The following is a 25,136-nucleotide window of genomic DNA, read 5'->3' as shown; positions in this document are numbered from 1 at the left end:
CTTAAGCAAGATTTTACGAATTATCACCTAAGTAAAGGCGTGTATAGCATCCCCTATTTCCCCACCCACTGTGTTACTGTTAGTAATAATTTATTGTCTGAAAAAATAGCTGATACTATTGTTGCATTCTTACTTAATGATGTAGATATTAATTTACTAAAAAGAGAATTCGGATTTGAAAATGATTCTCAAGCAATAATTATTTTATACCATGAGATTCTGTGGGATATATTGAATAAAGTTGTAGACTCGAAAATTCTAACCAAGCCCCATCTATTTACCAACTCAAAGACAGCACCTGCGAGTGATATATCAGATCTATTACTTCTAATAAAGAGCAATTGAATAAATAATGCAATACCAGTCTCAAACTCCGGATTTGGCAGAGAGCTCTATTTCAGCCATGATAGATACTACCAAATCCGGACTTATTTGTCTACATATTCAGTCGTATCTGATTTACCCACACTTGATCTCGATCCCGGTTCTTTTCGAAGTTTTGTCTCATAAATTCTTTACCAAATACCACCTTGTGATTATAACGTAACTTCCCATCAATATAGACTTTTATGGGTTTATTCATATTTACCATTTCAGGAGAGATATTGATCGAAAGTGATTTTAGACATGAGGTCTCAATGTGAAATTCGTTGTTTCGGTAAGTGGCTTTCACTTTTCCTGATTTACGAGGGAAATCAAATGCACACTTCTCTACATCTTTTTTGATGACACTATCTTGTTTGTTGTACACCAACCAATGCGTTGTACTTGACTGCACCGTATAGGAAAAAGAGCAGAGAATACTTCTTATCGGGATTATAGTGAGTAGGCAGATCCACGAAATAAGATGTGCGCGTACTGTCGTTGATGTCGAAAATAATAGAATAGTTAGGTCTCTCTTTGGTGAGATACGCATTATAGCATTTGAGTTTTTTATAAAGTTCAAGAGGTTTGATGTTTTTATTATCGAATGGTAAAGGTTCTTTTAAAGCGAAAAACTCCTTCTTTTCTTTTTCCAAATTTCGGTAAAACATCTCTTTCTCTTTTACGGCATCCCTTAGCAAAACCCTCCATCTTCTATCCGACATCAAATGTTTATAGTCTTCTTCCGCGTTCTGACATGCAATATAGTCCCACCACGGAAAGCCGTATGCATCTTTCTGGAGTCTTTTCATGCCATTTATATAACCAAAAGCTTTATCGTATAGGTTCAGTTCCGAGGCCGATATCGAAGCATTGTACAATCCTGCATAATCGATACTGTCTGGAAATGAAACAAATGCGTTCTCATACATATCTAATGACTTTTTGTAATCGTTTGGGTCTTTTGCAGATGACATTACGTCAAGAGCTTTTTTCGTTTGCACAGCATATCCTTCCTACGCCATCACTCTTGTAAAAGGTTGTAGTATCAAGGTTAAAATAAAAAGCCTAAAAAACTGATTCATATCATTTCAAGGATTGATGTATAAGTGTTACTATTTACAAAACAACTCTAAGTTACTAAACAATAATTAATCACAAAGACCTAATACCCTTTTTTCAATACCAGAAACTGCATTGATCCATAGATTGAGATTACATCTGTAAAATTAAGAGAATGATTCTTTGTATATATCCCCCCAAACATGCTAACAGTGTTTATCTTTCTTATTCTGTAATTATATGATGCATCGTTTATAGCATTTCTTATCCGCGATAGAGTTGTTAATATAATAGTAATCAGCTCCATGACCTTTGAACCCGGAAATGAAGTAGGATCAGATATTATATTCCGAGCATAAAATACGTCCTTTTAGTTATTGTAGAAAATTCATCACATTTTTATCTTCGCTTCATCGTTAAAGATAAATAACTGTATATCATACTAAAAGTAATATTCAATTTAAATTACTATGAAAAAATTTACTCCAATTAATTTAAGAACCTTTTTTCTGTTATTTGCAGTATTACTCTTTATTATTTCTTGCTCTAAAGAAGAGAGAGATAGATTGCCTCGTATCGATCCCGGGGATATAAATCTGTCTGTTGAGAATCCAGAGGCTTATTTCCAAGTCTATCCTCGTGATTACGATATGTTTAGCTTTTCTTTTTTTGATGGAAAAGAATATAGAATTACCAAAGCATACAAAAAAATGACGTAACGATTATTGATATACCACAGGGTTATAAGGCTACTCTTTATTGTAAAAACTCAATGCTCTATAAAATAGATCTGGGTTTTATGACTTTAGAAAAAAGAGGCAAAGGGAAATATAAAGTTCAATTGGTTAAAAACTTCACAGTCAAGAAACCTATCATGGTTGCTTTTAGTTTTGAATCCTATGATGGCATATCGTCTGCTGTTATAACTATTAAATAATATAACACAAAAAAGATTTATACCTATTAACCTTTATCGTCTTTGTATCTTTCTGTAAAGAAGGTATAGATAAGGCATCTATTAATAACCACAATTTCCGATTGATAAAAAAGAGCATTGTCTTAGAGTTGAAAAAGAAGAGATAAAAGGTAGTTAACTACCCTTGCTGATTATCAATAAACATGAAATGACATTTTGATATAATTGAGAACAATTTATAACCCATAACAGAAATAGTCAAAATACACACAAACCCACTTATTTATTGACATAATAACACAAAAACAGCAAATAAAATCACAAAAGGACATTTATGATTAGCAAATAAAGTCTTACCCACGCAATGAGCTGAGGTTGATTATTTTTGTAACTAGGTCATGATTTTTTCTTAGTTAAGTTTTACTTTTTTCTTAACTACAAAAATCGAGTCGCTTAGTTAGAAAAATAATAAAACGCAGTTAGAAAAAAATTGCGTTGTAGTTAGGTTTTTTCACCGCAAAGGTTCGAAAATAAAAAATCCGCATATGGGATACATAAGCCCCCATGTGCGGATCTATTGAGCTATATCTTAGTGTGATTAGCTCATGATTGACATTTTGATATTTTCATTAAGTCGTCCTATTCTGACAATTTGTAACGGCATCAATGTTATTTCTTGTATAATTCCATCCCGATGAATTGGATATTATTGATATATACGTAGAGTGTGGTGTGAGTATTGGTACCATATTGCGTCCTATTTATAATAGATTTGAGTAAAATTTGAATAAAAAAGCAGATCATCTCATACAAAGATACGACATCGTACCCCCCTTTGTCAAGGGCTTTAACCAATTTTATCTATATCCCTAAAAAATAATCAGCACAAAAATCAGCAGCAAAGAGCGCACCTCACAGACTAAGTCGCCCCACCGCCACAATAATAAAAGAATTTCCCCTACTCTCTCCAAAAATCACAACCTAAGCACTCAGATACATTTTACACATATTAATCACCCTCAACCACAGGAAATAAATATAAAGTTTTGAGGTTGTTATACAGAAAGATTATATTTTTGTAAGTGCGATTTTATTGCTAGACATTTACCATTTAAGGTGGATATGCGCAATAAAGTTACGGATATTCAAGAGTTAGCTCCAATCTTAGGCCGACACAGCAAAAAGACAACAATAAATGAAAAACAAAATGAAAACAATAATCACATCGACAATTTTTGTAATAGCAACAATGTTTGCTTACGGACAAAGTATTTACACCAAGTCATTTGGTAACAGTAAAGACATGCCAATTATTTTTCTTCATGGTGGACCAGGTTACAATTGTGTAAACTTTGAAGCTACGACTGCACAACAACTTGCTGACAAAGGGTTCTTTGTAATAATTTACGACAGACGTGGCGAAGGAAGAAGCAAAGACCCAAACACAAAGTTTACTTTTAAAGAAACATTTGACGACTTAAACGCCATATACAAAAAATACAATCTCAAAAAAGCAAATTTAATTGGTCATAGTTTTGGTGGGGTTGTTGCCACACTTTTTGCAGAAGCAAATCCTAAAAAAGTTCAATCAATTATTCTTGTAGGAGCACCCGTATCTTTACAGGAAACAATTAAGACTATAATATCAACTTCAAAAACTATTTATCAAACAAAAAACGACAGCATTAACCTAAATTATATTTCCATACTTGAAAATATGGACAAAAATTCAATTGAGTACAGTTCGTATAGTTTAATGCACGCTATGCAAAATGGATTTTACTCAACTAAAAATCCGACAGAAGATGCAAAAATCATTTATTCAAAATTCAAAACAGACACCCTTTTGATAAAATATGCTTCTGAAATGAAGTATCAAGCACTGCAAGGTTTTTTGAAAAATGAAAAATATACAACTATCGACCTTACCAAAAATTTGCAGACACTACTAAAACAGAGAATCAAAATATATGGACTTTACGGAAAAGAAGATGGACTTTACTCTTCTCAACAAATTACCGACCTACAAAACCTAATTGGTAAAAGCAACTTGAAGTATTTTGACAACTGTTCTCACAATGTTTTTATTGACCAGCAAGCACAATTTATTGAACAAATAAAAACGTGGACAAAATAAAAACTGGCTTCCTGAAAATAAAGAAGCTAAAATACTTGAGCTTTGCTGTGGTTCCGGCAGGCTTACTATTCCCATAGCCAAAGAATATAATATTTGTGGTGTGGATAGCTCATCTGCCATGCTGGAATGCGCAAAATTAAAAGCATGCAAAGAAGGGTTAGAAATTAAATTTATCGAATCTGACATTAGAACGTTGGATTTGCCTCACAAATACGATTTAATTTTTATTCCGTTCAATTCTATTCATCATTTGTATCAAAATCAGGATTTGTTCGACACACTCAATGTGGTTAAAAACCAAAGACAATAATAATGGTGTTGCTAACGAGCTTGTGTGATGCTGTGATATTTCGATTTTTAACGCTAAGTTGTAAAAAAGAGAAACACCGGAGCCTTTACATCAAAAGGATGGCTCCGGTGCTTGTGTTGTTTGTAAGTGAAGGTATTGCCTTAGCAATTCATACCACCGCAAACATTGATTACTTGTCCGCTTACGTAAGCTGATAGGTCACTACCCAAGAAGACTGCGACTCCTGCTACATCCTCAGGTTTACCACCACGGCGCAGAGGTATTTGGGTAGCCCACTGTTTCTTAACTTCTTCGTCCAATACGGCTGTCATATCGGTAATGATAAAGCCCGGAGCAATAGCATTGGCACGGATACCGCGCGAACCCAATTCTTTGGCTACACTCTTTGCAAGGCCTATCATACCGGCTTTGGAAGCCGAGTAATTGGCTTGTCCGGCATTGCCTGATACTCCCACTACAGAAGCCATGTTGATGATACTACCGCATTTCTGCTTCATCATCACCGGGGTAATGGCGTGGATCAGATTGAAGGCCGACTTGAGGTTTACATTGATCACAAGATCCCATTGCTCCTCGGTCATTCTCATCATCAGTCCGTCACGGGTGATACCTGCATTATTGATGAGGACATCGATCCTGCCAAAGTCTGCGACTACTTCTTGCACCACTTTGTGCGCATCTTCGAAATTAGCAGCATTGGAGGCGTATGCTTTGGCTTTGACACCTAGAGCTTCGAGTTCTTTTACAAAGGCTTCTACCGACTCATCTATCTTGAGGTCTGTGATGGCTACATTGGCTCCTTCCTGAGCATATTTAAGTGCTATGGCTTTACCGATACCTCTTCCGGCTCCGGTGATAAGCGCTACTTTGTTTTCTAATAATTTCATAATATAAGTTTGTTTATATTGTTTCTTTAATTCAATCAGTCGCCTTCTTAGTCGGCGAGATCTACATTGTCTGCAAGAATACCTCTGAAGATGAGTTCTTCCACACTTTTTCTGATTTGTTCGTATTCGCTTCCGCTATTGCGTATATGACCGCTGATGTATGGTACTTCGAGCCCCTTGAAGGCATTGAGGAGTATGAATGCCATGGATTGCGTGTCTTTGATGCTAAACGTCTTTTTTGTGACACCCTCATCCAAAATATCTTTGATGAGGATGACTTCTTTGCGATCAAAACTCTTGCGCACCTTTTCCACAGTCCAGATATCCCTAAAAAAATCAGCCCTGAGCGATCCGTTGCGCATGACCAACTCTTTCATTGTCTCGAGGTGAGTGTAGATAAAGTTCATCAGCTTCTTATTGGGGCGCAGGGACAAGTTTTTGGCTGCTACCAGTCCCGAATAGAGTTGCTCCAGTTCTCGCTCGATTACAGCATAGAATATTTCATCTTTGTTTTTGAAATACGTGTATAAAGTTCTACGACCTTTATGGGCTGCATCGGCAATATCATTCATTGTAGTATTATGAACGCCGAACCGAGCGAAAAGCTGTCGTGCCACATCGATCATTAGTTCTTTTGTCTTAGCCATTGATGCCATTTGCAGTGGGTATAAATATCAGTTAGTTTATATTAAAAATACTTTACGCTATGCACAAATTTAAATAAAAAGTGCAAGGGGGCAATTTTTATTTCCTAATAATTGTAATATCACAGCATGTATGCTCCGGGTACCAATGCAGTAATATGTCCATTGAAGCTTTTATATTGAAAACAGATTTTAGTAAAAATAAGTATAAAATCACAAATGGGAAGAATAAGATTGTTATCTTAGTATAATTTATGAACATAATACAAATCAAGAGCATATGAAGAGGTTGACCATGGCGAAGAAGTCCGGTTCCAACGCTTTTGTTGGCATTACTATATTAATATTGTTATTTATGTCCGGTACAATGAAAGGCTTGAGCCAAAACAAAGATCAGGGCGCCCCGTATATTAAAGCCCTGCAAGCGCAAATCAAAGACGCTGAAAAGAAACATATGCCCCGCACAGTGATATCTCTGGCGCAGAAGATGAGGCAGGCTGCTTATCGGCAGCAGAGCATAGCACCATTATTAAAAGCCGTGGATATAGAGCAAGGCGCTGCACAGGATCTGGATCCGCTCAAATCAAAAGATATATTCTATGTGCTCGACTCGATAAGTAGATACCCTTGGCTCAAAGCTCAGGACAAGGCGGTGGTAAACTGGTTTATTGCCAATAAATACATAGACTATTACAATAACAAGAGAGGTTATCGCTCCTGGGAGGAGCTACCCACGGCGTTAGATCCGGGTGGTGACAGCATCAATCCCGAGAGATGGGCCGATAATAGATACGCGGATAAAGTGCTACGGCATATCAAAGAGGCATTTGCCTCTCCCGCCGGGCTGAACATCGCTGCCTCTCCTTATCTGATGCTCTTTGAGTATGCAGATGATATCAGGAATAAGAAGCTCTCACTGGGCGGTGCATTGTGGTATGAGATAGGAGCAGGGCTTTCGCCATCTTATTCTTACAACTTTTTCTGGGATCGTGCGGGTAAAGGTAGTGTAAGACCGACGCTCATTCCTTTACTGGAGCAATACACAGCCATGTACACAGCTACTGCGGATAAGATATATATGTTGCCTCTGCTGGGACGTCTCAAAATGAACAACGGCATGATCACTCAACAACAGTACGAGGACTTGAAAGCGGAGCTCATCAATAAGTATGCTGATAATCCTTTAACCATAGATCTGCTGGATAGCCATACGGCTTATCTGGTGAGATTGGGGAAATACAAGGAGGCATTGTCATTGGTTGAAAGAGGTCTCAAGATCCCTAAACTAACGGCTAATCAGAAAAAGCGTCTTGAGTATCTGAGAAATGGTATCAAGGGTGCAAACTTTACTTTGAGTACAACAGGAAACAGGACTACAGATAAGACATTCCGAGCGGAATTCTCGTACCGCTGTATCGACTCCGCCACATTTACTATTTACCGATTGCCTGCTGTGGTGAGATTGGAATCAAACGAAGAAGCTGACGGCGTAAAATCAGGAAATAAAATCACTTCCGTTAAATATCTGCCTAAGGACCGTGAGCTTACGGATCATAAGGACTCGGTGTCCATACCGCTCTCGCATAACGGGAAATACTTTGTTGTAATCAAGGTATATAACAATGAGACAGGTGAGAAACTGGAATATAAGCGTCAGTTCTGGATCTCGGATATGATGGTTATCACATCCGATAATAATTTTACAGGAGATGGCAATAGTAGTCAGTGGCTTGATGCTAAGCATGGAATAGGGATTAGCGGGCTGAAGCTTCGCTCTTATATACCTATTAATAATGGTCGCAAAATACAGTGGAAAAAGCATGATCATACTACGGATAAGTACGGGTTTGTGTCGATACCTCATAATGATGCGTGGGAAAGCTATCTACAAAGTCTTGATACCAAAGATCCGTTGATCCTCAATTTGCGTATGGGAGGAGATAGAGGTAATACCATAGCATTCAATCCGGCAAAAAGATCGGAGAGCATCTATGTCTATGCCGATAGATCAATATACCGACCGGGACAGAAGGTTTATCTCTATGGTGTATTGTACAGCATCGGATATCATACCGAGTCTGCCCGTGTTATTCCAGATGAGCCTATAGAGCTGAGCTTTATTGACGCCAATGGTAATGAGATTATAAATGACACACTCAAAACAGACTTTAACGGCGTATTCAAAACCGAATTGCAAATCCCTGAAAAGGGACTCAAAGGGGTTTATGGTATAAATGTATCGAGTGACGATTTTGATGCCAGGGTAAATATACATGTAGAGGAGTACAAGAGACCTACATTCGAGGTAAAACTCGAGGTCCCCAAGAAGTCTTTCAGTATAGGTGATGTGGTTACCGTGAGCGGTAAGGCCAATAAGCTGAGCGGTGAGGCTCTATCAGGTGCTCAGGTGCAGTATGAGGTTACAGGTTCGAGGATATATTGGTGGCGGTACGGATTCTCTGATTCACACAATGCAAGCCTTTTGGCAAACGGTACGGTAACGGTGGGTACGGACGGTAGCTTTAAGATCCCCGCAACTCTGGTACCGATCGATGATGATCGCAACCTGCCCGACTGGCAAAAGGAATATGTGTACTATGCATACAATGTCAAAGCCAAAGTGATAGCACCCAATGGTGAGGTGCAAGATGATATAGCCAATATCAGCGTGGGAGCCCAACCTGTGATATTGGATATCAAGATGCCGGAGGTAATCAATAAGGACATCCCTCATGGTGGTCTCAAAGTCGAAGCCAAGAACAATAATCGTGTGAGTGTAGCGTATGATGTTCATTACGCTGTTTACAATAGGACTGATAGCATCAAACCATTATTCCAAGGTGTGATCAAGAGCAATGACTCAGTGCCTTTGCCCCAATCGTTTTACAAGCTTGCATCGGGTAGCTACTCACTCAAAGCGCGTATTAGCCTTGATGGGAATAAAGCCGGAGTACGACAAGTGGAGAAGAAAGTTGATTTTGATGTGTTCTCCCCATCCGACAGTAAAATCCCTGCACAGACAGCTCTGTGGGTATCACCGGAATCACTTGAATACGATGGCACCAAACCCCTTGTGATCTATTATGGTGCAGATACTGAGCAGAGTCAGATATTCTACTACTGGGCCTATGCGGGCGGGCTTATCACCAAAGGGGTGTGGACGCCCCGTCAGGGCAAGTTGAACAGGGTGGAGCTTCCTCTGCCTACGGGTAATTATGTCCCCGATAAACTCAGTCTTTATACCTATAGGGTAAGTGAGAATGAGTTGTATAAGAAGAATTTTACTTTCTACCGCAAGCAACCTCTCAAACATCTTACTCTCGTGTGGAAGTCTTTTAGAAACAGGCTTGTCGCCGGGCAGGAGGAAGAGCTGTCTCTCCAAGTCCTCTCTCCCGATAATAAGCCGGTGTCGGGAGCCGGTGTGGCTTCGTGGATGACTGATGCTTCACTGGAGCTTATCAGTCCGTATTATGTAAATACGCCGGTCAAGAATATTGACGAATATAATAGGCCATTCTATCTCTCGGTAAACTTCCAAGGATCTTCGGGCTTATCTCCCATATATCCCACTTCGATGGCTATGCCGGAAGCTTTTATGGCGAGTGACGATGCCAAACTGGAGGAGGTTATGGTGGTAGGGTATGGTGCCCGCACACAAATGAAATCTACGGGTAATATTAGAGCTATGGCCTCGCCTACCGCTCTGAATGCGGACGGTGCTACAGGTGGCGATGTTGCACCTCAGATCCGCTCCAACTTTTCGGAAAATGCTTATTTCCGTCCTGCCATGACCACGGATAAACAAGGGATAGTCACATGGAAATTCAAACTGCCCGAAAGCCTTACTCGCTGGAAAGTGTACACCATGGCTCATACCTCTGATATGATGACAGCCTATAAAGTGGATACTGTGGAAGCTTATAAAAAATTCATGGTACAACCCAATATGCCCCGTTTCCTCAGATTTGGCGATGATGGCAACATCACCACCACAGTTAAGAATCTCGATAGTCAACCCCGACAGGGTACGCTCAAGTTGGAGCTGTTCGACATTGCTTCGGGACAAATACTTCATAAAGATAGTATGCCTTTTGTCACTGAACCCGACGGAGCATCGTCCTACACATTCAGAGTGAAAGCTGTACCCGGCTACGATCGTATAGGGGTGAGAATATTCGCCTCTTCCAAAGAGTACAGTGATGGTGAGCAGCATGCCCTCATGCAGCTACCTGCTACTATGGCCGTAACGGAGTCCAAAGCCTTCACTCTTACAAGCGGAGAAACGCTGGAACTGGATGTCCGCAGTTTATTCCCTCACAAAGGAAACGTACCTCATCAAGGGACTTTCCGTTTTCAGGCTGTGGGCAATACACTCTACTTCGCTCTACAGGCTTTACCTGCGCTTGCCCAGCCTCAGAGCGACAATGCCGCTTCGCTGGCAGCAAGTATCTACGCCAATGTGCTTGCAAGATATCTCGCCGGCAGTCCCGGTGTAAAAGAGTGGATGGCTAAGCGTAGAGCCACCCTTGGCAAAGCTTATGAGGGTAGTCCGCTCACGCGCAATGATAGCGTAAAGTTACAGACGCTCAACAACACTCCATGGGCTCAGGTTGCCCGCCGTGAGAGCGAGGGCTCCGAAGCTCTGGTACGATACCTCAGCAGTGTGACTGGCAATGAGAATGCCGACTTTATCAATAAACTCAAGGATCTGCAACATCCCGACGGTTCCTGGTCGTGGTACCCCGGTATGAGAGCCAACGACTACATCACAGAGTATGTGATGACCCTTCTGGTACGCTTGCAAAAGATCACCGGGCAGACGAAGTCCGAGCCTGGTATAAGTGAGATGTACCGCCGGGGTTGGAAGGCTTTGGATGATATTGCTGCTGATCTGATGAAGGAGATTAAGAAGCGTAAGGATTATGCCCGAGAACAGTATATAGAATCCACTGCCGTGCAGTATCTGTATCTGTTAGAGCTGGATCCTACCGCCAAAAACGATCGCAACAGACCTGTACGTGAATTCTTCCTAAATCGCCTCGTCAAGGTAGCCACTTCTCTTCCTTTGGACTCCAAGGCGCAGGCTGCGATCATATTGGCCGGCAATGGTGACAAACGTTTGTCTGATCAATTGATCATGTCACTCAAGGAGAACCTTACTATAGACAAAGAACAGGGTGCATACTATGCGTCACTGCACACTGCCGGCGGATACTACTGGACAGACAGACGCTACCTTACTCACACAGCAGTGATAGAGGCTTTGTATATGCTACAAGGCAATAGCCCTGACATCGCTCTCATGCAGCAATGGCTACTGGGGCAGAAGCGCACTACCGCCTGGCAGGCCGTAACAGCTACTACGGATGCGGTGTATGCACTGCTCTTGGGTGATGGCGGTAAGCCGTTGGAGACTACTAATAAGCTCACTGTGGCGATACCTCGCAGATCCGATCAGTTGGAGGTGAAGGCTGAAGAGATCAACATCTCTATGCCACTATCGGATCTCGCTACACCTCTGCCTCGCGTGCGTGTGCAGCAGTCACTGGCTACAGCACAGGCATGGGGCGCCATGTATGCGACTTACGAGATGCAGGTGGATAGCCTCAGAGCTACCGGCAAGGAATTGCAGGTAAGTAAAAAGATATATGTTGAAGAGATAACCGGGGGTAAAAAGACATTGCGTGAAATCAAGAACGGCGACAAACTGCATGTAGGCGACAAGCTGATCACGGTGATATATCTCAATGTGGATAGAGCTCTGGATTTTGTGTCGCTACACGATGCCCGTCCTGCATGCATGGAGCCCACTGAGCAACTCTCGAGCTATCGTTACGGAGGCGGTACAGGATACTACACTGAAGTTTTGGATGCCGACACACGCTTTTTCTTTGACCACCTTGTGCGAGGTGAGTACAAGCTGGAGTATAGCCAGAAGGTGGTGCGAAGTGGGGTGTACTCTACCGGTATAGCTACGGCACAAAGTGCTTATGCTCCCGAATACGCGGGTCACACCGCTGCAGGAAGCCGTGTGCAAGTACAATCTACGGAAAATTAAAAAAAACTTATACTCAGGCTTCTGAATTAATTGAAAAAGACGGTCGTTATGCTCCTCTCGAGCCTTACGACCGTCTTTTTTGCCTCCTACGGCTCTATAATGTTTTATGGAGACCGTTGCATAGCAGGCAAATTGCTTCGTTGCTTGCGAGATTCGCGCTAGGTCATTTACCTGAAGTAAACTCCCTGTGCACTCACTCTTAGCGCCTTGCACTTTACCCTCTCTGCCCGGTCAAAGTGTCTTTTGTCGGCTTTGCCTCCAAAATCCATGAGACTGTTGACTTTTGCAACAGTCTCCAGAAGGTTTAGCAGTGCATTCACTACATTACCGCATATAAAAGCAATAGCAGACCCAATAAGGCCTGCTATTATTGTATAATTAAATCTAAATAGATCTACATTAATGGTAGAAAGATATTTCTTGAAAATACCCGAGATCGGATTCTATTTTCTAAGAGTTATTCTTCATCGTCATCATCATATATCGAATTGAGCTTATCGTCGATAAGAGCTATCTTCTCTTCCATCAAAGCAATGTCTTGTTTGAGTTTTGACTGCTTATGCTCCATCTCTTTGAGGAGGCCATTGCCACCCTTACTACTGATGTTGAGGAAGCTCAGATTATTGGTATAAGTCTGCAATTCCTGCTTCATACGCTCCATAATTCGAGTCATTCGGTTCTTCTCACCTATGAGCGTACCACGGTCGCTCTCAGCATCCAGTTCATCCAGTGTAGCGCTGTATCCTTCGAGTCGGCGCTGGTTGCGATCGATCTTGAAATTGGAGTATATATGGTCAAGAGCAGCATGGTAATTTTTATAAACCTGCTCCTTATCCTTGAAAGGAACATGTCCTACTTTGCGCCATTCGGCAGTAAGTTCATTGACTTTATCTCTGATCTCGTCGAGATTACCTGTATCAGATATTTTTGTCAAGGCATCAATAATATCCTTCTTCTTTTTGAGGTTTTCTTTTTCGAGAGCGAAAGTATCACCTTGCTCTTCTTTTTTCTTAGCAAAGAAAGCATCGCAAGCTGTTTGGAATTGCTTCCATATCTCATTGCTGTATTTGCGAGGTACACTACCCACTTTTTTCCATTCTTTCTGTAGATTGATCAGGCGATCGGTAGTTTTTTTCCAATCGGTACTGTCTTTCAATGCTTCAGCTTCTTTGAGCAAAGCGCGCTTTTTCTCAAGATTCTGTTGCAATTCATTTCTCAGCGTAGAGAAAAATACACTCTTGTTTTGGAAAAACTCGTCACAAGCTTTGCGGAAGCGCTGGTAGATAGTCTCATTATCTTTCTTGGGAGCGAAACCAATATTCTTCCACCTCGTTTGGATATCAAGTATTCGCTGTGTGAGTTGATCCCATTCATTGGCAGTGGAGGCCTTCTCCTGCAACACCCCTTCTACCTCTTCACACAAGAGAGTTTTATTCTCAAGATTCTGCTGCTCTTGTTCCTTCCTATTTTCAAAAAGCTCTTGATGACGTCTATTGATAGTGGTAGAGAATGTTTTGAATTCATTCCAGATAGATTCTCTCAAATCCCTTGCTACAGGACCAAGCTCACGCCATTGATGATGCAGGTTTTGCAACATTCTGAAAGCGTGTATAGGATCAGGATCTTGTGTTAGCTTTTCGGCTTCAGAAATCAATTCTCGCTTAGCTTCGAGATTCTTCTTGAAGTCATATTCCCTAAATTCATCATTGATTTGTTTAAGGTCGTAGAATTGCTCAACCAAGGCATTGTATTCCTTTTGCAAATCTCCGGTTTGAGACTCAGGTACAGAACCGATCTCTTTCCATTCGGATCGAATGTCGTGGAATATAGGACTTATCTTACCAAACTCATCCGAGCTTGACAATAACTCCTTCAATTTGGTAAGCAAAGTTTGCTTTTTATTAAGATTTTCAGTCTGCTGCTTCTCTACTTCCTCCAATCGTTTTTGATTTTTGTCTTTGAAAAGGTTCAACAGATCTTTGAGCCGCTGTTCATTGACATCGGCATCATCAGCATTTGATTCGGAATTACTTTCAGACTCAGTCTGCTGAGCTTGCTGTTTGATCTTATAAAATGCGGATTTATAAGCCTCTACTTGTTGACGTTTAGGCAATTCCGACTGTTGAAGAAGTAAAGCCAACTGGTCAACTAACACTTCCGGAGTCAAATCGGAAAGTTTAGCATTGCTCTCCGAAGAATCATTGACACTTTTTTCTGTTAAGGATTCTGTTGATTCTTGATTTACTTCGTTGGAAAGATCGCTACGGATTTCTTTAGAGTTATCCGGATTTGGGTTTTGTTGTGTTTCCATATAAAAAAAATTTGAGCAGAGTTTGAATCTTAAAAAGACTCTTGATCACACATTATATATGTTATTATATACAAAATAAAGGATTTATTTTCATGAAACACTAATTTTAGGCAACAAATTTTAGGTTTTGTCCGTTTTTAACGCACTATTTATAGAGTTTAGCTCCTTTTTTAGTTACTTTGTTGAAATCAACAGGAATAAAACAATTGTAATAATGAGTTTTTTCAAAAAATTGTTCGGAGCCCAAAGCTCTGATAAAGCAGAGTCATTGCCCACAAGTAAAGAAAAAGTAACAAATGCATCTGATGCAACAAGTGATATTGAAGACAATAAGGAAGCTTTGCGTCAGGCAGACGTGTTGAAGTTCGATGCCATAAGAGCCATAAAAATAGGAGAAGTAAAGTTTGCCGTAAATGCTTTGAGGAAATCCTTTGAGCTTGCACCGCGTTTCGAAACACTATATTACCTCTCTGAAGCCTTACTCATGGATGGAGAGGAAGAGGAAGGCCTTCAAGCGATGAATATGTTGCTGGAGGATCAGCCCAATCATACGCTTACCTTGATCAGAAAAAGCACTCTACTCTTGCAAATCGGAGATATTGAAGAAGCCCTTGGCGATGCAGACAAAGCCCTCAAAACAACCTCCGAACCCGACGAGCAAATGATAGCATTGCTATTGAAAGCCCGTGCACTCTATGCGTTGAAAAGGGCAGAGGAAGCAGTAGATATACTCAATAAAGCGTTACGGATCGAAGGAGAGAATCCCTACACAGCACTTCTACTAAGAGCAGAATACCTCAACTCTATTGATCGATTGGAAGAAGCTAAGAGTGATCTGGAGCAAATCAAAAATATCAACGAAGAGGAAGAGAAAGTCCCCCTGATGCTGGCAGATATAGCAACGAAGCAAGAGGATATGCAAAGAGCCCTTGACTTTTACTATACAGCTCTTGAGCTCAATCCTTTCAACTTGGAAGCGCATAGAGGTATAGCTCGTACACTGATTGCTATGGGAAAGAATGCCGAGGCAGAAGAATATATAGATAATGCAATAGAAGAAAACCCTGAAGACTATCATCTACTCAAAATAGCTATTGACTTCTACCACAAAATCGATAGGGATGATAAGGCAAAGGAATTATCTGAAAAAGCAGAGAATCTGTCACCTGAAAACGGCACTTCTGAATCCGTCGGTAAGAATCTATACCAAGGCGGTATATACTAAAAAGACAGGATCAATCGTGGCACAAAAAAAATGGTATGTAGTCTGGGAAGGAACCAATCCGGGTATTTATGAGACATGGAATGCTTGTTTAGCGCAGGTAGAAGGATATTTAGGAGCCAAATACAAGAGCTTTCTCTCCTTTGAAGAAGCTCGCAAAGCTATGGAGGATGGATATGAGGTATATTACCGTAAAAACTATGGTTCTACTACTGCAGCCAATAACCAGCCCTCCAAAGTCATTGTCCCCAGTATTTGTGTAGATGCAGCTTGTAGTGGTAATCCGGGAAAAATGGAATACAGAGGAGTATTTACAGAGTCGCACAGACAAATCTTTCATGTAGGGCCTTTGGAACAAGGCACCAATAATATAGGAGAGTTTCTTGCTTTGGTGCACGGACTTGCACTGCTCAAAAAAATGAATAGCCCCATGCCTATATATACGGATAGCATGACAGCCATTTCATGGATAAAAAAGAAGCAATGTAAAACGCTCATAAAACGTACTCCGGTGAATGAACCTATATTCGACCTTATCCAACGCGCCGAAAACTGGCTGCGGCAAAATACGTTCACCACACATATATATAAATGGGATACTGCCCGCTGGGGAGAAATTCCCGCCGATTTCGGTCGTAAATGAACAGATTACACCTTTTCAATCCGGGGCATGAGGAAGCTCTGTGCATACCTCGGGAAGCAAGCTATACTGCTCCCAAAGTAGTCCTAAGCATGATGCATGATCTATTCATGCTTACCACTGTAATGGCGGATGACGGAGATTATCTACTTCGATATTCTTTGAATGGAGAGTACTTGGTGTATGATCTTTCGGGCATTCTTGTCGAATACATCCATCTGCCACGATCACTCGATCTCAAGGTTTGGGCTCCGGAACCTCATATGCTCGATGAAATCAAGAAATACTTTAGTGGTAAAAACATTGAAGTTACCTTACCAGTAATAGATCCTGACATAACAAGTCTATCCCACAGGAATCAATCCTACTCGTGCTTGGAATATCTGAGCAGATACATCCCTCTACCCTCTTACATTTTACCGCGTTGGTTTCCTTGCGGATGTGAACTTCAAGCGTTCCATAAGGCTATTATGGAGGCAATCACTCTGAGTCCTCTCCGTCAGGCTTTGATCAAATTTCCATTCAGCTCCTCCGGCAGAGGACTGGTTTACTGCGATGCCATTCCGGAAGGCAGACAACAACGCATGATCATGAACAGATGGGCCGGCAAAGGGAGTTTGAGTATAGAGCCTTTGCTGGACTTATCAAGCAATTGGGCTGCTGAGTTTTTTATCAGCCGTGAAGGCATGGTTACTTTCGAAGCATACTCGATGTTTTCAACAAGTGACAAGGGCGCTTATCAAGGTAACGTGTTGATGCCACAACATGAGCTAAAACAAAAGCTATCAGTAGAGATAGGAAGTTCAGAGACGTTGGATGAGGTGATCACATTATTGACCCAATTTATCCACAAACAATATTCAGGTCACTATACAGGATATGTAGGAGTAGACATGCTTCTCTATGATGACAAAGAAAAGATTAGGCGGCTGCACCCTTGTGTTGAAATCAACCTCAGAAATACGATGGGCAATCTCGCACACCTTATTTATGAAAGGATATGTAGCCAAGGAGTACACGGAATATATCATGTCGATTACTTTAAGAGTCAAGCTGAAATAAATAAGTTTACTACACAGATGACTCAATCACATCCGGCATATTATGACTCCGAAGGGAAGTTGACACAAGGTTTTTACCCTATAACCAACCATGACCACAGGGCACACAACTTCATCGCTTATCTGATTGTCAATAGCAACAATTGAATAAAAACATAACCTTCCCCAGGCTATTTATCATGAATATATACAAAGCCGAATAAACAATTATCGGCAATTATTTATTATTTTTATAAATTATATTTAGCTTAAGACGGAACACTATCAATGCGAACTAAAGAGCCATCATTGCACCGAGTCGAGCCTGAGAAGGAGATCGTAATAAAAGGAGCAAGAGTAAATAACCTGAAGAATATAGACCTAACCATACCTCGCGGACAATTGGTTGTAATCACCGGAGTGAGTGGTTCGGGCAAGAGTTCTTTAGCTTTTGACACGCTCTATGCCGAAGGTCAAAGACGTTATGTGGAAAGCTTGTCAGCCTATGCACGTCAGTTCTTGGGTAGAATGCCCAAGCCGGAATGTGACATGATCAAAGGTATACCTCCTGCCATAGCTATAGAGCAAAGAGTCATCAGCCGGAATCCTCGCAGCACCGTAGGCACATCTACCGAGATATATGAATATATGCGCCTTCTCTTTGCCCGTATAGGGCAAACGATATCACCTGAAAGTGGCGAGGTTGTAAAGAAACATACGGTAAACGATCTGGTCAATTATGCCCATAAGCTACCGGAATCAACCCGTATATTTGTTTTGGTAGAGTTAGTAGTTCCTGAAGGGCGACTTCTCAAAGACCATCTGGAGATACAGCTACAACAAGGATATTCCAGAGTGATGGTAAATGGCGAGCTGGTGCGTATATCCGACATAATCAAGGATAATATAGAATATGACAAATCACAAAAGATATATCTTCTGATAGACCGCATCGTGGTATCATCGGAAGAAGCTACATGGAGCCGTCTTGCCGACTCTGCCGAAGGCGCTTTTTTCGAAGGGCGTGGTACCTGTATCTTACGGATTGAGAAACCTGACGAGACTAAAGCTCGGACTAAAGAGTTCAGTAATATCTTCGAAGCAGACGGCAGGGTATTCCAGGAACCATCTCCGGAGATGTTCAGCTTCAACAACCCCATAGGCGCATGCCCCGTATGTGAGGGATTCGGCAAAGTAATGGGGATAGATGAAGACTTAGTAATCCCCAATAAAGAACTCTCCTTATACGATGGGTGTGTAGCATGCTGGATAGGTCCCAAAAGTCAAGAATGGCAAAAATACTTCATCCGTCAATCAGAGCCCTACAATTTCCCTATTCATAAGCCTTATGAAGAGCTCACAGCGGAGCAAAAGGATTTACTATGGAACGGCACTCCGGCAAGTGGGGGCAAACAAGCAATAGAGGGTATCAACGCCTACTTCGACATGCTGGGCAGAGAGATGCACAAGATACAAAATCGTGTAAGATTGGCTCACTTCAGAGGCAAGGCTACTTGCCCCGCTTGTAAGGGCCAACGACTAAAGCCGGATGCCCTGTGTGTAAAGATAGACGGTAAGAATATTTCCGAACTTACTGCAATGACGATAACGCAAGCAATTGCATTTTTCCGTAATCTAAAGCTCACCGAGACAGAGCAAATCATCTCCAAGAGGCTATTAATAGAAATCAATAACAGATTACAATTTTTGGATGAAGTAGGGTTGAGCTATCTCACCATAGACCGTTTGTCCAATACACTCTCAGGTGGCGAAAGCCAGAGAATCACCCTCGCCACCCAGCTCGGCAGTAGCCTTGTAGGCTCTCTTTATGTATTGGACGAGCCCAGCATCGGACTCCATCAAAGAGACACAGCACGTCTTATCCATGTAATAGAACGGCTCAAAAGTTTAGGAAACACCGTGGTAGTAGTAGAGCATGACGAAGAGATGATGCGGGCAGCGGACTATATCATAGACATAGGACCTGATGCCGGCAGACTTGGTGGTGAGGTGGTATATGCCGGTGCAGCCAAAAACATCAACAAGAATACTCCCGGATATACGGCGGCTTACCTTACAGGACGTGAAAAGTTGGAAATTCCCTCACAGCGCCGAAAGTGGAACAACTTCATAGAAGTGATAGGAGCCAAGAAGCATAACCTCAAAAATATCAATGTAAAATTCCCGCTCAACATTATTTCAGTCATAACGGGAGTGAGTGGATCCGGTAAAAGTACATTGGTAAGGGATATTTTCTTTGAAGGGGTACAGCGACTCCTATCGGGCGAACCGATCGGAGCCCTTTACTGCAAAGACATCTCCGGAGATGTGCGTGCTATAAGTAATGTACAATATGTAGACCAAAACAATATAGGACGCTCGTCACGCTCCAATCCGGCAACTTATGTAGGAGCTTATGACGAGATTCGCAAACTTTATTCTGAGCTCCCCCTCTCTAAACAAATGGGTTACAAACCTTATTATTTCAGCTTCAATAAAGAGGGAGGACGGTGTGAGGCATGTAAAGGAGAAGGTACTATCACTGTAGAGATGCAATTTATGGCAGACATCGTGCTACCATGCGACGAATGTAATGGCAAGAGATTCAGAAAAGAGATGCTTGACGTGGAATTTAACGGCAAAAATATTTACGAAATTTTAGAAATGACCGTCAACGAAGCTATAATTTTCTTTAATGAATCTTCGGAAAAGAACAACTTATGCGATAAAATTGTTAATAATCTAAAACCGCTTAAAGAAGTTGGCTTAGGATATATCAAGTTGGGGCAAAATAGTTCTACTCTATCCGGTGGTGAGAACCAAAGAGTAAAGCTTGCATACTATTTAGGACAAAAGAAGAACGAGCCCACACTTTTTATATTTGACGAGCCTACTACAGGGCTTCACTTTCATGATATTAGGACACTTATGCACGCATTCAATTCCCTTATTGCCAAAGGGCACACTGTGGTCATAGTGGAGCATAATCTGGAAGTAATAAAATCGGCAGATTGGGTCATTGACCTTGGTCCCGAAGGCGGTAAAGACGGAGGTAATTTAGTCGTAGCTGGTACTCCTGAGGAAGTCGTTGCATGTAAAGAATCCTTCACCGGGAAATATTTGAAAGAATTGTTTTCCAATATTTGAACTATTAACTAATCACTAAAAAAAAAACAAAACATTATGGGTATTTTATGGTCAATTTTGGTCGGTCTTATTGCCGGTCTTTTAGCAGGAAAAATAATGAGAGGACACTCTCTGGGCGTAATCATGAATATCATTGTAGGAATCCTTGGCGGAGCCTTAGGTGGTTGGCTATTTGAGCTCATCGGAGCTTATGGCACGGCAAACAGCCCTAATATCATTGTCCAACTCATTGTAGCTGTCATAGGAGCTTGCGTATTGTTATGGATCGCAGGATTACTCTTTGGCGGGAACAGAAACAAAGACTAACTTTCAAACCGCACGCAATTACAAATAAAGGAGCTCTGCTATTATAACGCAGAGCTCCTTTTTATTTTTATAAAACGCCTAATTCTTTTACGATGGCAAAGGGTATTGGGGCAGAAGGCTTATCCTCACTTGCCCAAAACATCCTTGAGCAGTTCATCAAAGTATTCGCCTCGGGTGATCTCGCCGTCTTTGACTGCTACCACCTCTACTTGCCCGCTCGCTGCAACAGAACCATCTACAAAAAGAATATCCTGATCAAAGATAAGTTTGGGGCCTTTCTTGTGACAAGTCAAAGCCGAGCAAAACTTATCTCCGCTACGCAAAGACTTCTTGTAAGTAATACTTACCTTATATACAAATGCATCCAAACCCTTGTTGTGCATGTCACCAAAGTTTTCACCGTAAGACTCCCAAAACTCATGGCGAGTATGCTCCATGTAATGCTGATAGTTGGCATTGTTTACTACGCCTTGCAGATCGCACTCATAGTCACGGACTTTCATATCCAGTGAGAATACATAGTTTTTCTTTCTCATGATTATTGCTTTATAGTTCTGTCTTCAAATATATACACTCTGTCTGACGGGCGCACTTTCTCCGGCACAGGGATAGAAACACGCTGACCTTTTACGGCTTTTTCTACAGGCTCCAGCTCATACCTGATCTCAGACACCTGTGCACTCACAATGCCCGTAGTGGGGCCTGTGATAATAACATCGTTACCCACGTGCAACTCACGGCTCTCCATCTCTATCTCGGCAACACCTATTTTACTAAAATACTTGATCACTTTGGCGATATAGATCTTTTGTTTAGTGGCAGAGGAGCCATAGTTATGAGTCCATTCACCAAGTTTCTGCCCGAGATAATAGCCATTCCAAAATCCTCGGTTGAATACTGTAGCCAAACGTTCATCCCAATTTCTGATTTTATCTTCCGTAAATTCACCCGCACAATAAGCACGTATAGCTTCTTTATAGCAACTTACTACGGTGTGCACATACTCAGGGCCTCGAGCCCTGCCTTCGATCTTAAAGACCCTCACACCGGCATCGAGCATTTTATTCATAAAATGGATGGTCTTGAGGTCTTTGGGTGACATGATGTACTGATTGTCTACCTCCAGCTCTACCTGACTATCCTTGTCCTTGACCGTGTACGCCCTGCGACAAATCTGCGAGCAAGCTCCCCTATTGGCACTGGTATCCTGCTCGTGCAGACTCAAGTAACATTTCCCTGAGACTGCCATACACAGAGCCCCGTGCGCAAACATCTCGATGCGCAGCAACTCTCCTTTGGGCCCTTTGATCTGCTCACGAACGATGGTATCATATATCTCTTTGACCTGATCCAGATTGAGCTCACGAGCCAGCACAGCCACATCTGCAAAGTGAGCATAAAACCTCAAAGACTCCACGTTACTGATATTGAGTTGAGTGGATAGGTGCACTTCCACCCCCGTACGACAAGCATATTCCATAGCTGCCACATCACTGGCTATGATAGCCGATATGCGAGCCTCACGGGCAGAGTCTATAATATGTCTCATGAGTGTCAAGTCGTTGTCATAAATCACCGTATTTACAGTGAGGTAACTCTTCAAACCTGCCTCCCGGCATATCTCCGATATCTTGAAGAGATCTTCTGTGGTGAAGTTATTGGCCGATTTAGAACGCATATTCAGCCCCTCTATCCCAAAGTAAACCGAATCGGCACCGGCCTTTATAGCTGCCATCAAGGATTCGTAAGAACCCACCGGAGCCATTATTTCAAATTGATTAATATCCACGTTATGAACTTTATACAAATTATCTATGTTATTTCAATACAAAGATAAGCCTTTGGTGTCAGTTTAAAAAACGATATTATTTTTAGGATTATTCAACATTTTGGTTTAAATTTACGAATAAGATTAATAGATTATAACATTACCAAGAACAATTTAACACATTAAAATTATGGCTAACAGCAATGGTAAATTCGCAATCGGCGTAGCGGTAGGAGCATTAATTGGTGCAGTTGCGGCGTATTTTTCAGATCGTAACAAGAGAGAGCGTTTTGTAGATGATATGTCTTGTACAGCAGACAAAGTAAAAGACAGTGTCGTTGAAGGCTATTACGATGCAAAAGATAAATACATGAAGTACCGTAATAAACTTGTCAAAGACACTGAAGACCTCATTGACGAGATCGAAGACGAACTCACCGAAAAGTAATTCATCACATCATTATGACCGGGAGTAAGAATGCATGTCCACCAGACAGTGATATTGACACATGTTTTCTTACTTCCGGTTATTTTTTAGCCTCACACAGGTAGCACTATATATACTTCCCGGGAGGATCTGATGCATTCATCTCAGGAGTAGAGCAAGCGCCATAACTCTATACCACGCTCTCATGCTTCAGAACGAGTTTTGTAATAAATAAATTTATTTAAATTATGGAGATAGATGATAATCATATAAAGGCATTGAAAGAGGAAATCAAGGCCTATGTGGAAGCACAGATAGACAAAAACGTTTATGGATTGGGCGATAAACTGTCACGCAAGGTATCCAATTATGTCTTCAGTATAGGTGCTATTTTTTTACTGTTTATAGCCTTCTTGTTTCTCAATATAGCTCTTGGGTTTGCTTTGGCTGATTGGCTCGATACCTCAGTAGCTATGGGCTTCCTTATCGTAGGCGGTTTTTATATTTTGCTTACACTCATCTGGGCTGTATTCAAGAATACAACGCTGGACATGGTCAAAAACAAAATTGCCGGGCGTATCATCAAAGTCATGGACAAGCTGAATGCTCAACGCACTTTTGCAGAAAAAGTGAGCTCTAAGATAGAAAATGCAGAAATAATCATTGAAAAGGAGGAGATAAAACTATGACAGCATACAAAGAACTGCTCAAACGTAAAGAAATGGCAGAATTCAAAGCTGACGTTGCAGGCAAGAATCTCCGAAAAAGAGTAGGTTTTGTGAAAGATAACTTGCACGAAATCATCATGACCAACGTAACAGAGACCATAGCCCCTCCGGGATCTGCTCTAGACAAGGCAAAGAAGTTGATTACCACCGGCAAAGGATTATTGGCAGAGGGTAAGAGAAAGGCGCTGGGGCTGGTGAACAAACTACTCAATCCCGGCAGACCTGTAACCAATATCAGCTACAAGCCTTACGGCTCATTGGAGGAAGGCCCTAAAGTAAAATTGGTAGAGCCACCCAATCCTATTACACCCAAAGAACGTGATTTTGCGCGCATGGTATTTGATATAGCAAGCCCTATACTGCTTACCACGGTAATGAATACAGTGAAAAATAGAATCTTCCGCTGGAATCGCAAGAAATCAAATAAAAGGCGGAGTAAGAAAGCATAGAAAGAGAAGTAAATAGCTTATTGACAATATACAATCACACTCCGTTATAGAAAACTCTTCTATAACGGAGTGTTTTTTGTGAGCCATAGCCCATGTCATAATAGCTTATTAAGGGTGCACAATCAAGATTGCCTCTATCCCACTATCATTAACTATCAAAATGCTACAAAAACATATAAGTTTGCGAACTCACAACAAAGTCTCAAGGTAAAAACTGCACACACTTCAGCAGGGTCTTGACAAACGCTATGTGATGTTGTATGTTTGTGAGTAATACAAACAACTTTCTTCACCCAATGAATGGAGAGGGGAATTATATATGAATTAAAAGCAATTTTATATAATAAAGGATATGATGATTATGAGATACAATACCTTGCAACAACATACAGACTACAGCCTATTTCTCAATGAATATGCAGTATGCGGGGTTCCTTATAACTCACAATCTATCATTGCGCATTTCACTCCGCATCTCTCTCAATATATCCAATAACCAGCACATATCGGAATTGATCACCACTTCCCAAACGTTTACTTATAGCCCTCCCCTTTCGCATCCTCGGCATATAATCCTCAAAAACATCATAATAGGTAGTCCGATTCATGTATAAGGTCGGCAGACCTATCATAGACGGACGAAAGACTTATCATACAAGGTCAACGGGCTTATCATATAAGGTCTGTTGACTCATCATAATAGGACAGCGCACACTGATAT

Annotated in this window: 19 protein-coding genes and 1 pseudogene; 13 read left to right on the top strand and 7 right to left on the bottom strand. The window is 41.3% G+C overall.

What is annotated here, in order from left to right:
• Positions 1-436 precede the first annotated feature (436 nt).
• Positions 437-751, bottom strand: a complete 315-nt coding sequence (locus tag VYJ22_RS03475; protein ID WP_329905078.1) for a hypothetical protein — start codon at positions 749-751, stop codon at positions 437-439.
• Positions 732-1,367 carry a hypothetical protein gene (locus VYJ22_RS03470; RefSeq protein ID WP_329905077.1) on the bottom strand — a complete coding sequence of 212 codons (636 nt, stop codon included), beginning with the start codon at positions 1,365-1,367 and terminating at the stop codon, positions 732-734. The genes VYJ22_RS03475 and VYJ22_RS03470 overlap by 20 nt, the downstream gene beginning before the upstream one ends.
• A gap of 528 nt (positions 1,368-1,895) precedes the next feature.
• Here VYJ22_RS03470 and VYJ22_RS03465 point away from each other — a divergent pair.
• From VYJ22_RS03465 to VYJ22_RS03455, 3 genes and pseudogenes are all read left to right on the top strand, one after another.
• Positions 1,896-2,144: a hypothetical protein gene (locus tag VYJ22_RS03465; RefSeq protein ID WP_329905076.1), complete on the top strand. Its 249-nt coding sequence runs from the start codon at positions 1,896-1,898 to the stop codon at positions 2,142-2,144.
• Between the two features lie 1,392 nt (positions 2,145-3,536).
• Entirely contained in the window at positions 3,537-4,478 is a 942-nt protein-coding gene (locus VYJ22_RS03460) for an alpha/beta fold hydrolase (protein ID WP_329905075.1), read from the top strand.
• A pseudogene (locus VYJ22_RS03455) lies at positions 4,477-4,776 on the top strand (class I SAM-dependent methyltransferase); the annotation flags it as partial. The gene VYJ22_RS03460 and the pseudogene VYJ22_RS03455, both read left to right, overlap by 2 nt.
• A 152-nt stretch (positions 4,777-4,928) precedes the next feature.
• Here the strand turns inward: VYJ22_RS03455 and fabG are convergent.
• Both fabG and VYJ22_RS03445 read right to left on the bottom strand, forming a co-directional pair.
• Positions 4,929-5,675 (bottom strand): 3-oxoacyl-[acyl-carrier-protein] reductase, encoded by a 747-nt coding sequence (gene fabG / locus VYJ22_RS03450; protein WP_329905074.1) that lies wholly within the window; start codon positions 5,673-5,675, stop codon positions 4,929-4,931.
• A 47-nt stretch (positions 5,676-5,722) separates the two neighbouring features.
• Positions 5,723-6,331: a TetR/AcrR family transcriptional regulator gene (locus VYJ22_RS03445; protein ID WP_329905073.1), complete on the bottom strand. Its 609-nt coding sequence runs from the start codon at positions 6,329-6,331 to the stop codon at positions 5,723-5,725.
• 268 nt (positions 6,332-6,599) lie between these two features.
• Between VYJ22_RS03445 and VYJ22_RS03440 the strand changes: the two genes are divergently transcribed.
• Positions 6,600-12,377 carry an alpha-2-macroglobulin family protein gene (locus VYJ22_RS03440; RefSeq protein ID WP_329905072.1) on the top strand — a complete coding sequence of 1,926 codons (5,778 nt, stop codon included), beginning with the start codon at positions 6,600-6,602 and terminating at the stop codon, positions 12,375-12,377.
• A 457-nt stretch (positions 12,378-12,834) separates the two neighbouring features.
• Here the strand turns inward: VYJ22_RS03440 and VYJ22_RS03435 are convergent, their stop codons facing one another.
• On the bottom strand, positions 12,835-14,688 hold the full coding sequence (locus VYJ22_RS03435) for a DUF349 domain-containing protein (protein ID WP_329905070.1): 1,854 nt from the start codon (positions 14,686-14,688) through the stop codon (positions 12,835-12,837).
• Positions 14,689-14,902: 214 nt separating this feature from the next.
• Between VYJ22_RS03435 and VYJ22_RS03430 the strand changes: the two genes are divergently transcribed.
• The 5 genes from VYJ22_RS03430 to VYJ22_RS03410 all read left to right on the top strand — a co-directional run bounded on the left by VYJ22_RS03430 (position 14,903) and on the right by VYJ22_RS03410 (position 21,043).
• Positions 14,903-15,913 (top strand): tetratricopeptide repeat protein, encoded by a 1,011-nt coding sequence (locus VYJ22_RS03430; RefSeq protein WP_329905069.1) that lies wholly within the window; start codon positions 14,903-14,905, stop codon positions 15,911-15,913.
• Positions 15,914-15,929: 16 nt separating this feature from the next.
• Complete coding sequence (locus VYJ22_RS03425) at positions 15,930-16,553, top strand: ribonuclease H family protein (protein ID WP_329905068.1); 624 nt, start codon at positions 15,930-15,932, stop codon at positions 16,551-16,553.
• Positions 16,550-17,758, top strand: a complete 1,209-nt coding sequence (locus tag VYJ22_RS03420; RefSeq protein ID WP_329905066.1) for a hypothetical protein — start codon at positions 16,550-16,552, stop codon at positions 17,756-17,758. The genes VYJ22_RS03425 and VYJ22_RS03420 overlap by 4 nt, the downstream gene beginning before the upstream one ends.
• Before the next feature lie 120 nt (positions 17,759-17,878).
• Positions 17,879-20,737 carry an excinuclease ABC subunit UvrA gene (uvrA, locus tag VYJ22_RS03415; RefSeq protein ID WP_329905065.1) on the top strand — a complete coding sequence of 953 codons (2,859 nt, stop codon included), beginning with the start codon at positions 17,879-17,881 and terminating at the stop codon, positions 20,735-20,737.
• 36 nt (positions 20,738-20,773) lie between these two features.
• On the top strand, positions 20,774-21,043 hold the full coding sequence (locus VYJ22_RS03410; protein ID WP_329905063.1) for a GlsB/YeaQ/YmgE family stress response membrane protein: 270 nt from the start codon (positions 20,774-20,776) through the stop codon (positions 21,041-21,043).
• Positions 21,044-21,168: 125 nt separating this feature from the next.
• Here VYJ22_RS03410 and VYJ22_RS03405 read toward each other — a convergent pair whose 3' ends face one another.
• Together VYJ22_RS03405 and VYJ22_RS03400 are read right to left on the bottom strand one after the other, a co-directional pair.
• Positions 21,169-21,579 (bottom strand): acyl-CoA thioesterase, encoded by a 411-nt coding sequence (locus VYJ22_RS03405; protein ID WP_329905061.1) that lies wholly within the window; start codon positions 21,577-21,579, stop codon positions 21,169-21,171.
• Positions 21,580-21,581: 2 nt separating this feature from the next.
• Positions 21,582-22,808 carry a peptidase U32 family protein gene (locus VYJ22_RS03400; RefSeq protein ID WP_329905562.1) on the bottom strand — a complete coding sequence of 409 codons (1,227 nt, stop codon included), beginning with the start codon at positions 22,806-22,808 and terminating at the stop codon, positions 21,582-21,584.
• A gap of 193 nt (positions 22,809-23,001) precedes the next feature.
• On the opposite strand from VYJ22_RS03400, the gene VYJ22_RS03395 reads away from it, so the two are divergent.
• From VYJ22_RS03395 to VYJ22_RS03380, 4 genes are all read left to right on the top strand, one after another.
• On the top strand, positions 23,002-23,259 hold the full coding sequence (locus tag VYJ22_RS03395; protein ID WP_329905060.1) for a YtxH domain-containing protein: 258 nt from the start codon (positions 23,002-23,004) through the stop codon (positions 23,257-23,259).
• Positions 23,260-23,486: 227 nt separating this feature from the next.
• A complete protein-coding gene (locus tag VYJ22_RS03390) occupies positions 23,487-23,927 on the top strand; it encodes a phage holin family protein (protein ID WP_329905059.1) in 441 nt (146 codons plus the stop codon).
• Positions 23,924-24,415, top strand: a complete 492-nt coding sequence (locus VYJ22_RS03385) for a hypothetical protein (RefSeq protein ID WP_329905058.1) — start codon at positions 23,924-23,926, stop codon at positions 24,413-24,415. The genes VYJ22_RS03390 and VYJ22_RS03385 overlap by 4 nt, the downstream gene beginning before the upstream one ends.
• A gap of 361 nt (positions 24,416-24,776) precedes the next feature.
• Entirely contained in the window at positions 24,777-24,911 is a 135-nt protein-coding gene (locus VYJ22_RS03380) for a hypothetical protein (RefSeq protein WP_329905056.1), read from the top strand.
• Positions 24,912-25,136: the final 225 nt, after the last annotated feature.

It is taken from the genome of Porphyromonas pogonae (genome assembly GCF_036320655.1).
In the GTDB taxonomy this organism is placed as follows: Bacteria; Bacteroidota; Bacteroidia; order Bacteroidales; family Porphyromonadaceae; genus Porphyromonas; species Porphyromonas pogonae.
The sequence above is the reverse complement of the archived record's forward strand: the minus strand, read 5'-3'. Positions and strand labels throughout refer to the sequence as shown.